The sequence below is a fragment of the Streptomyces sp. ADMS genome, assembly GCF_033441795.1.
Taxonomy (GTDB): domain Bacteria; phylum Actinomycetota; class Actinomycetes; order Streptomycetales; family Streptomycetaceae; genus Streptomyces.
On the sequence record NZ_JAVFVX010000191.1, the window covers coordinates 1 to 8336 of the forward strand.

General features: G+C 65.6%; 11 protein-coding genes and 1 pseudogene. 7 read left to right on the forward strand and 5 right to left on the reverse strand.

Annotation, left to right across the window (positions count from 1 at the left end; translation table 11 throughout):
* Nucleotides 1-643 (reverse strand): aldo/keto reductase (locus tag RB628_RS38435; protein ID WP_318325289.1); only part of this gene is annotated, 643 nt, incomplete at its 3' end.
* A gap of 167 nt (nucleotides 644-810) precedes the next feature.
* Between RB628_RS38435 and RB628_RS38440 the strand changes: the two genes are divergently transcribed.
* The 4 genes from RB628_RS38440 (at nucleotide 811) to RB628_RS38455 (ending at nucleotide 2862) form a co-directional block, all read left to right on the forward strand.
* The gene (locus RB628_RS38440; protein WP_318325290.1) at nucleotides 811-1017 is read left to right on the forward strand and encodes a hypothetical protein; all 207 of its coding nucleotides are present in this window, start codon (nucleotides 811-813) and stop codon (nucleotides 1015-1017) included.
* On the forward strand, nucleotides 1001-1516 hold the full coding sequence (locus RB628_RS38445) for a DUF6879 family protein (protein ID WP_318325291.1): 516 nt from the start codon (nucleotides 1001-1003) through the stop codon (nucleotides 1514-1516). Before RB628_RS38440 ends, RB628_RS38445 begins: the two co-directional genes overlap by 17 nt.
* A complete protein-coding gene (locus RB628_RS38450) occupies nucleotides 1513-2346 on the forward strand; it encodes a helix-turn-helix transcriptional regulator (protein ID WP_318325292.1) in 834 nt (277 codons plus the stop codon). The genes RB628_RS38445 and RB628_RS38450 overlap by 4 nt, the downstream gene beginning before the upstream one ends.
* A 354-nt stretch (nucleotides 2347-2700) precedes the next feature.
* A complete protein-coding gene (locus RB628_RS38455; protein ID WP_318325293.1) occupies nucleotides 2701-2862 on the forward strand; it encodes a hypothetical protein in 162 nt (53 codons plus the stop codon).
* Between the two features lie 148 nt (nucleotides 2863-3010).
* On the opposite strand, the gene RB628_RS38460 is transcribed toward RB628_RS38455, so the two are convergent.
* On the reverse strand, nucleotides 3011-3292 hold the full coding sequence (locus RB628_RS38460; RefSeq protein ID WP_318325300.1) for a recombinase family protein: 282 nt from the start codon (nucleotides 3290-3292) through the stop codon (nucleotides 3011-3013).
* A 92-nt stretch (nucleotides 3293-3384) separates the two neighbouring features.
* Nucleotides 3385-3594: pseudogene (locus RB628_RS42815) on the reverse strand (phytanoyl-CoA dioxygenase family protein); the annotation flags it as partial.
* Between the two features lie 66 nt (nucleotides 3595-3660).
* Here RB628_RS42815 and RB628_RS38470 point away from each other — a divergent pair.
* Nucleotides 3661-4275, forward strand: a complete 615-nt coding sequence (locus RB628_RS38470) for a YdeI/OmpD-associated family protein (protein WP_318325295.1) — start codon at nucleotides 3661-3663, stop codon at nucleotides 4273-4275.
* A gap of 105 nt (nucleotides 4276-4380) precedes the next feature.
* On the opposite strand, the gene RB628_RS38475 is transcribed toward RB628_RS38470, so the two are convergent.
* A complete protein-coding gene (locus tag RB628_RS38475; RefSeq protein ID WP_318325296.1) occupies nucleotides 4381-5328 on the reverse strand; it encodes a helix-turn-helix transcriptional regulator in 948 nt (315 codons plus the stop codon).
* A 118-nt stretch (nucleotides 5329-5446) separates the two neighbouring features.
* Here RB628_RS38475 and RB628_RS38480 point away from each other — a divergent pair, with 118 nt between their 5' ends.
* Complete coding sequence (locus RB628_RS38480; RefSeq protein ID WP_318325297.1) at nucleotides 5447-6391, forward strand: alpha/beta hydrolase; 945 nt, start codon at nucleotides 5447-5449, stop codon at nucleotides 6389-6391.
* Nucleotides 6392-6497: 106 nt separating this feature from the next.
* On the opposite strand, the gene RB628_RS38485 is transcribed toward RB628_RS38480, so the two are convergent.
* Nucleotides 6498-6833 (reverse strand): YdhR family protein, encoded by a 336-nt coding sequence (locus RB628_RS38485; RefSeq protein WP_318325298.1) that lies wholly within the window; start codon nucleotides 6831-6833, stop codon nucleotides 6498-6500.
* Nucleotides 6834-7016: 183 nt separating this feature from the next.
* Here RB628_RS38485 and RB628_RS38490 point away from each other — a divergent pair, with 183 nt between their 5' ends.
* Nucleotides 7017-8255 (forward strand): IS701 family transposase, encoded by a 1239-nt coding sequence (locus RB628_RS38490; RefSeq protein WP_318325299.1) that lies wholly within the window; start codon nucleotides 7017-7019, stop codon nucleotides 8253-8255.
* Nucleotides 8256-8336 lie beyond the last annotated feature (81 nt).

Sequence of the window (8336 nt, forward strand, 5' to 3'; positions counted from 1 at the left end):
AGGGGATGACCCCGAGCCCGTACTCCTGCGCGGCCGGGATGACCTCCATCTCGGCGCGCCGCTCGGCGAGGTTGTAGAGGCACTGCTCGCTGACGAGCCCGATGGTCCCGCCGCGCCGGGCGGCGGTCTCGTTGGCCTGGGCGATCTTGTACCCCGGGAAGTTGCTCGAACCCGCGTAGAGGATCTTCCCCTGCTGTACGAGCACGTCGATCGCCTGCCAGATCTCCTCGAAGGAGGTCGAGCGGTCGATGTGGTGGAACTGGTAGACGTCGATGTGGTCGGTCTGGAGGCGCTTCAGCGACGCGTCCACCGCGCGGCGGATGTTGAGCGCGGAGAGCTTGTCGTGGTTGGGCCAGGCGTCGCCCTCGGCGGCCATGTTGCCGTACACCTTGGTGGCGAGGACCACCTTGTCGCGGCGGCCGTCGCCCTTGGCGAACCAGTTGCCGATGATCGATTCCGTACGGCCCTTGTTCTCGCCCCAGCCATAGACATTGGCCGTATCCACGAAATTCAGCCCCGCGTCCAGCGCCGAGTCCAGGATCGCGTGACTGGTGGGTTCGTCGGTCTGAGGTCCGAAGTTCATGGTGCCGAGCACCAGCCGACTGACCTTGAGTCCCGTGCGTCCGAGCTGCGTGTACTCCATGGTCCCCAAGCCAACGCCTTCGAGCCCGCTCAAGGCAAGCGGCATCTTGGGCGCCAGGTTTATGCGACAACGCGCATAGTCACGTGACTGCATAGACGTTCAGCCACGCCTCCTCGTACCGTCGTACTCGATGCCCCAACCGAGGCCATGAACCAGGGGGTTTCGACATGGCTCGCGAGGAACTGACCCGGCTTACCGGAAACGGCAACGGCGAGTGCGGTGAAGACGACTGCCCGAACGTGTACCGCACGGAACGCGGAACCTTCGTCGTACAAGGCGACGTGTCCACAGCCTTTGCTCCACCCCAGGGCGAGGGACTGGTGGAGATCCCAGAGAATGTTCTGCGGGAGGCCTTCCGTGCTCTTGGATGGTGACAGGTGGCGGGCGAAGTTCCGGGAATTCCAGTCGGAGGCGTGGCGGCTGGAGACCTTGCCTCAGTACCTCGTGCCCCAGGAGTCCGAAGAGCTGGAAGCATTCCGCTCCGGTAAGCGAATCGATCCGCACTCCTACTCGTCCGCGTACACGGAAGACCTGAAGCGGCTACAGAGCGAGGGGAAACACAAAGGGCGGGTGCATGTACTGGCTCAACCGCTCTCCGAGTACCTTCGGTTCGAGTTCTCCCGATACTACGCTCCTCATGCGCTGGCCGGCGAGGAAATCCGAATCCTCGACGTAACCGACCGGGAGAACCCGTTGTCGGAGGTACGCGACTTCTGGCTCTTCGACCGGTCGACAGTCGTCCTCATGAACTACGAGGAGGACGGAACACAGGTCAACCGGGAACTGCACGATGGCGATCCCACGCCGTTCATCGAGTACCAGAGAATCGCAGTGGCCGAGTCGGTGCCGTTTCTGGAGTACGTGAAGGGGTGACGTTCGAGCCCGAGCAACTTGGCCAGTCCGGTCACGAACTGGCTGTGAAGCTCAGAGAACTTCGCAAGCAGGCCGGACTCTCCGGGGTCCGGCTTGCCACGCGTTGCAACATGTCCCAGTCCAAAGTGAGCCGGATTGAAAACGGCAAGGTACGGCCGTCCTTGGTTGACGTCGAGCAGATCCTGAGAGCCCTTGACGCGCCGTCGAGCATGATTGACGAGATCTCGGCTCTCGCAAGGATGGCCAACACAGAATGGCGGAACCTTCGAGAGTTGCGCCGCAAGGGGCTGGGCACGAGACAGGCCGAGTTGAAGGCACTGGAAGCCTCCTCGACGCACGTGCGCTACTTCCTGCTCTCCATGGTCACCGGCCTTCTGGCAACCCCGGAGTACGTGCGGGCAAGCCTCGCGCACTCTCCGGCGGATACACGCAAAGCGGTAGCGGGAAAGCTGGAACGGCAAGCGATCCTCTACGACGCTTCCAAAAAGTTCACGTTCATCCTCACGGAACAAGCGGTTCGCTGGCCCGTTGTCACCCCGCTGGCGTTGGCCGAGCAGATGGACCGCTTGTCCGCATTGACATACCTCCCCAACGTACGTGTTGGTGTGATCCCTGTGGGCACAACCACTCCCACAACTCCTCTGAACACATTCACCATTTATGACGCCTCTCTGGCCACTGTCGAAACATCAGCCGGAAGCCTCGTGCTCCGCGACGTCCGCGACATTCAGAGCTATCTCAACGAGTTCTCCGGATACGAGGAGCGCGCACTGTTCGGGGAGGAGGCGAGAGCGAAACTCTCAACGTGGTCGGCTGCATGCCGTTCATGATCTTCAGTCCACAACGTGCATGAAGTGCGAACGGGTGCACATTCCACGGGATCATCCTTCGCCAGAGACACAGTCGGGGAGGCCGTACGTAATGAGTCCGCCGAAGACGACGATGACGGGACCTGTGCATGTGACAGCGCCGCGTCCAGAGCCTGAACCTGTAGCGAGCTGTCACGAGTGCCTCGGTATTGCTGTGACTCGGATCAACGCCCGATCAGTCGGGGATTTCTCGAAGGCGTCAGATGCGAACGTCGTACTCCTTACCCACCTGCGGGAAGAACATGGGGTCAAGTGATGGTGCGCTCCGCCATGCGGTACGTGAGGCATCGAATCACGCAGCACCCGGATACTGACGTGACCTTCGAGGCTGAGTGCCTGTGGTGCGACTGGAAGGCGACGCCCTCGACGGACGGCGCGGCGGTCGACGTGGTGTGCATGAGCCACACCGGCCGGAGCGGGCACAAGGGTTTCCGGCGGATCTGCACGTCGTTCGCGGTGGTGGTCCGGGGTGAGTGAATGACAGCCCCCGGCGCGCTGAGGGACGACGGCGAGCACCACGACCCGGGTGCGCCGGAAGGGGCACGCTTCGGGCGATGCGCGCCCCTGCGCCCGCCTCAGGCGATCTCCCCCCTGATCGGCAGAGGCAGGCATCGTTACGCCTACCTCAGACGCTCTCTCCGAGGTGGCGGTACAAGGTGGCTCGGGACACCCCGAGAGCCTTGGCGATGGCACTCACGCTCTCGCCCTTCGCCTTCCTGGCACGGGCCACGGTGAGCACGTCCTCATCGACCACAGACGGCCGTCCGCCGGTGCGGCCCTGCACCTTGGCTGCTTCCAGTCCTGCGCGGGTGCGCTCCTTGATGAGGCTGCGCTCGAATTCCGCCATGGCGCCGACCACCTGGAGCATGAGTCGGCCGTCGGCTGTGCCGGGGTCAATGTTGGCCAGCGCACCCGTGAGCCGTAGCGGGCGTTCAGGCCGATGCGCGCCACGTCGCTGGCGTTGGGGCCGGAGCGGTGCAGCAGCGCGACGCCCAGGAGGACGGCGTCGCCTGCCGCGACCGGGACGGGAACAGCGTCGCCATGCCCGAACCCGGCCTCGGCCAGGACGGCTTGGTCCGCGCGGCCGCGTCGCTGTCCGTGCTCGGCCTCCAGTTCATGCGACAGGTAGCCGAGTTCGTGGGAGCCGGGGGCGATGTGCAGGCAGCCGTTCTCCACGGTGGCTTCGGTGAGGGCGAGCCAGGCCGACACCGACGCTGCGGGCTCAACGAGTCACCCCCGACAGGTCGCAACACCGGGTTGCGGCACTAACCTGCGGTGGTGACCGGAACCGAGGTGGATGAGTTGATCGTTGCTGACGGCGCGGCGCTGCGCGCGTGGCTGCTGGACAACCACACCGCCTCTCCTGGCGTGTGGCTCGCCCTGACCAGGAAGGGCGGCTCCGTTACCACGCTGACCTGGCAGCAGGCGGTCGACGAGGCACTGTGCTTCGGCTGGATCGACGGACAGGCCCGCAAGCGCGACGAGGGGAGTTCCTGGAGGCGGTTCACCCCGCGCCGGCCCCGCAGCGTCTGGTCCCAGCGCAACGTCGCCAACGTGGCCCGGTTGGAGGCGGCCGGCCTGATGCTGCCCGCCGGCCGCGCCGCGGTGGACGCCGCGAAGGCCGACGGGCGGTGGACGGCCGCCTATGCGCCGTCATCGGAAGCGGAGGTGCCGGCCGACCTGCGAGCCGCGATCGCCGCCGACCCAGCGGCGCAGGCGATGTTCGAGGTGCTCACCAAGACCAACCGCTTCGCCCTCATCAGCCGGGTCAATGCCGTCAAGCGGGCCGAGACGCGCACCCGGAGGATCGCCGAGTGCGTGGCGATGCTGGTCCGGCACGAGACGGTCCACCCGCAGCGGGCCAAGCCGGCGGACCCGCCGACGTCGTGACCGGGCGTCTGCCGGAACGGACATACCCACGCTATTGAGCGGAACTGTTCTCGAAACTCTGTCTCGTCCGCTTCAAGAAGCGTGAAGGTCTCCGCTGGTGCGCGGTCAGCCGTATCGTTCGACGAGCGCGCTGCCGATCGAGGCCAGGTGGTCTCGGACACCCGGAGGGCCGGTCACCTCGAGCCATTCGACCAGCCCGGCGAGCTCGCCGGCGAGCATGTACTCGTTGTGGCCGCGGATCACGACCTCGATGCGGCCGTCGGTCGTGGAACCTCCCACGTCGAGCCGGCCGCCGAGCGCCATCCGGAGTATGCCTATCCCGTGGGGTGTGCATACCGCCTGGATCTCCAGCGGCGTTCGTTTGCGGTCGACCTCGTCGGCGATCTCGCACCAGCTCTCGGCAAGGTCGAAGTCCTCGGGTCGGTGCACGGGATCGTCGGTCGGGTCGGCGGACGACACGCGGTCGATCCGGAAGGCCCGTCGGCCGGTCTCGGTGTTGGAGACGAGGTACCACGCCGGACCTTTGGCGACGATGCCCAGCGGGTGGACGGTTCTCTGGGTGTCGACGCCTTTGCTGTCGACGTAGCCGAGCCGCACCTGGACGCCGCGGATCACCGCGTCTTGGAGTTCGTCGAGGAAGCGAGGCGGCCGGTGCTCGACCCGGCTCGCCCCCCATCGTTGCGGGTCTATGACCAGCGACGACGCTGCTGCCTCGGCCTGCACCCGGAAGGGCTCCGGCAGAGCATGGACGAGCTTGCGCAGAGCTGCTTTCACGGCCGGCGTCGCAGCCGAGGCCGGGCCGACAGCCAGGAACAGGGCGCGGGCCTCACTGGCGGTCAACCCGGACAGGTCGGTACGGGCGCCGCCCACGAGGCGCCAGCCGCCGCCTCGCCCCTGCACGGAGTACACGGGCACCCCGGCCATGGCCAGGGCGTCGAGGTCGCGCCGGGCGGTGCGCTCGGAGACCTCCAGCTCTCGGGAGACCTCTGCTGCTGTCACCTGCTCGCGCCGTTGCAGCATGAGGAGGATGGCCACCAGCCGGTCGGTTCGCACGCCGACAAAACTCTCACATAAACCGGTCATGCGGTGACCGGTTTCGGGCAGCAGGATGGCGACATGACCTCACCGAGGAGGTCGACCGCTAGCGAACGCCCCCAGAGAGGAAATGCAAATGTTCAATCCAGCCGATTTTCCCAAGCCCACCCTCATTCCGGTCAACGGTGTGGAACTCGAAGTCTTCGAAGCAGGCCGAGAGAACGCGGGAAAGCCCATCGTGCTCTGCCACGGCTGGCCGGAGCACGCCTTCTCCTGGCGCCACCAGATGCCCGCCCTCGCCGCAGCCGGCTACCACGTCATCGCACCGAACCAGCGAGGTTACGGCAATTCGTCCCACCCGGTCGAAGTGACGGACTATGACATCGAGCACCTGTCGGGTGACCTCGTCGCACTCCTCGACCACTACGGATACGAAGACGCCACCTTCGTCGGCCATGACTGGGGCGCGTTCGTCGTCTGGGGACTGACCCTGTTGCATCCGAACCGTGTAAACAAGGTGATCAATCTGAGCCTGCCTTACCAGGAGCGCGGAGAGAAGCCCTGGATCGAGTTCATGGAAGATATGCTTGGTGGCGACTTCTATTTCGTCCACTTCAATCGGCAGCCAGGCGTCGCGGACGCCGTGTTCGAAGACAAAACCTTCCAGTTCCTTCGCAACCTGTACCGGAAGAACGAGCCCCCCAGGGAGCCTCAGCCGGGTATGGCGCTGGTCGACCTCGCCAGAGCGAAAACGCCACTCGGTGATCCCGTAATGAGCGACAGTGAACTGGCTGTTCTCGTCTCCGCTTTCGAATCATCAGGGTTCACGGCCAGTATGAATTGGTACAGAAACTTGGACCGCAACTGGTGCCTGTTGGCGGACGTGGACCCGATCATCCAACAGCCCACCCTCATGATCTACGGCGACCGCGATATGGTCGCGAGGTCTGAAAGACTCACAGAATTCGTGCCGAATGTGGAAGTAGTCAGTCTGGATTGCGGTCATTGGATCCAGCAGGAGAAGCCGGAAGAAACGAACCAGGCCATTCTCAAGTGGCTGGACCAGCGGGATGCCGTCTAGTACTCCAGCTGTAGATCGTGATCTTTGCGTTGTTGGGCTGCTTGGCGCTGGTAGTGGCCGGCACGGGCTGGCTCGGTCTGGTGCGGTCGCGCCAGTCGTCGGCGGGTCACGCCGTCGTGTCCGCCGGATGGCCGGACTCGGCGAAGGGCCCCCGGTCGGGGCGCAGCGAATAGAGCACCTCGTACACCTCGCGGCGGACCTCTACCGCTTCGTACGCGGCAGGGATTGTGCGGGCGAGCTCGGTCTCCCGGAACGTGTCGAGCGCCTCGCGGCTCTCGAAGAAGTAGATGCCGCACACGTCGCCGGTTGCGCTGTCGCGGCCGTAGACCTTCTGCAGGAGACCGGGTACGTCATGGAAGCGGGGCCGCCGCTCCAGCAGGCGCCGCTCGAACTCCTGCGCATCGAGTCCGGATGTGATCCGGACGAAGAGGATGGCGGGCATGGAGTCATCTCCGTCCTTGAGATGCCCCCTGAGTCGAGTCTAGCTGATCTCGCTGGTCAGGGCCTGTGCGGACACAGGTGCGGCCACCGTTGATCATCGTGAGTTGTGTGGACTGACGAAGAGACGGTGGCCGCAGGTCACAGCATAGATCCCACCCGTTGGCGGGGTGCGTTCGAGGCCCTGATGGGCAGGATCGCGGGCCGCTTCGCACGGGTTGAACCCCGGCGCCGGGCCGGGTGGCTGGTGCTCGGTCTGCTGGCGGACCTGCCGCGCAAGAACTGCTGGACGATCGCGGAGTGGGCCGGGGATCCCACTCCGCACGGTTTGCAGCACTTGCTGTCCCGGGCGTCCTGGGATGCGGACACGGTCCGTGATGACGTCCGTGACTACGTGGTCGAGCATCTGCGTGATGACGCGGCGGTGCTGGTCGTCGACGAGACCGGCGACGTGAAGAAGGGCACGCACACCGTCGGGGTCCAGCGGCAGTACACCGGCACCGCGGGCCGGATCGAGAACTCCCAGGTCGCCGTCTACCTCGTCTACGCCGGCAGCCGCGGGCACGCCGCGGTGGACCGAGAGCTGTACGTTCCGCGCGCGTGGACCACCGATCCCGACCGCTGCCAGGCCGCAGGCATCCCAGAGGAACGGGCCTTCGCGACCAAGCCGGAACTGGCCGCCGTGATGATCGAACGGTTCCTGGACGCCGGGCACCACGCCGCCTGGGCGGCCGGGGACGAGGTCTACGGCGGCAACCCGAAACTGCGGGCCGCACTGGAAACACGCGGCATGGGCTACGTCCTCGCCGTCGCCTGCTCAGCCGGAATCACCACCCAGGCAGGCAAGTTCAGGGCCGACGCCCTGGCCGGCAAGCTGCCCAGGCGGGCCTGGCAGAAGCTGTCCGCCGGGGCCGGCGCGAAGGGGCACCGGTTTTACGACTGGGCCGTCATCGACACCGTCGACCTCGGCCCCGGGCACCGTCAGTTGCTGATCCGCCGCAACCGTGCCACCGGCGAACTCGCCTACTACCGCTGCTATTCGCCCGGGGCCGTGCCGCTGACCACCCTGGTCAGGGTCGCCGGATCAAGGTGGCGGGTGGAGGAGACCTTCCAGGCCGGAAAGGGTCTGGCCGGACTTGATGAGCATCAGGTCCGACGATTCGTGTCCTGGACCCGCTGGGTCACTCTGGCGATGCTCGCCCATGCCTTCCTCGCCGTCGTCCGGGCCGACGAACACGACCGGGCCGCCGACCCCGCCGACCTGATCCCGCTGTCCTGCAACGAAGTACAGCGACTGTTCATCGCCATCGTCGTCCAGTCCGTCCACAACACCGCCCACCGTCTCGCCTGGTCCAACTGGCGACGTCGCCATCAGGCCCGATCCCAGACCAGCCACTACCGGCGACAAGCCGCAACGCAGACATGAAGATCACGATCTACAGCTGGAGTACTAGTACTACAGCCTCAGATCTTGTGACTGGTGATCGGTGCTGATCGTTGTCCGGTC

What these genes read in the sequence shown, in the direction of transcription:
- RB628_RS38440 (WP_318325290.1), top strand. Translation starts at nt 811, where the DNA reads ATGGCTCGCGAGGAACTGACCCGGCTTACCGGAAACGGCAACGGCGAG.
- RB628_RS38480 (WP_318325297.1), top strand. Translation starts at nt 5,447, where the DNA reads ATGTTCAATCCAGCCGATTTTCCCAAGCCCACCCTCATTCCGGTCAAC.
- RB628_RS38485 (WP_318325298.1), bottom strand. Translation starts at nt 6,833, where the DNA reads ATGCCCGCCATCCTCTTCGTCCGGATCACATCCGGACTCGATGCGCAG.
- RB628_RS38490 (WP_318325299.1), top strand. Translation starts at nt 7,017, where the DNA reads ATGGGCAGGATCGCGGGCCGCTTCGCACGGGTTGAACCCCGGCGCCGG.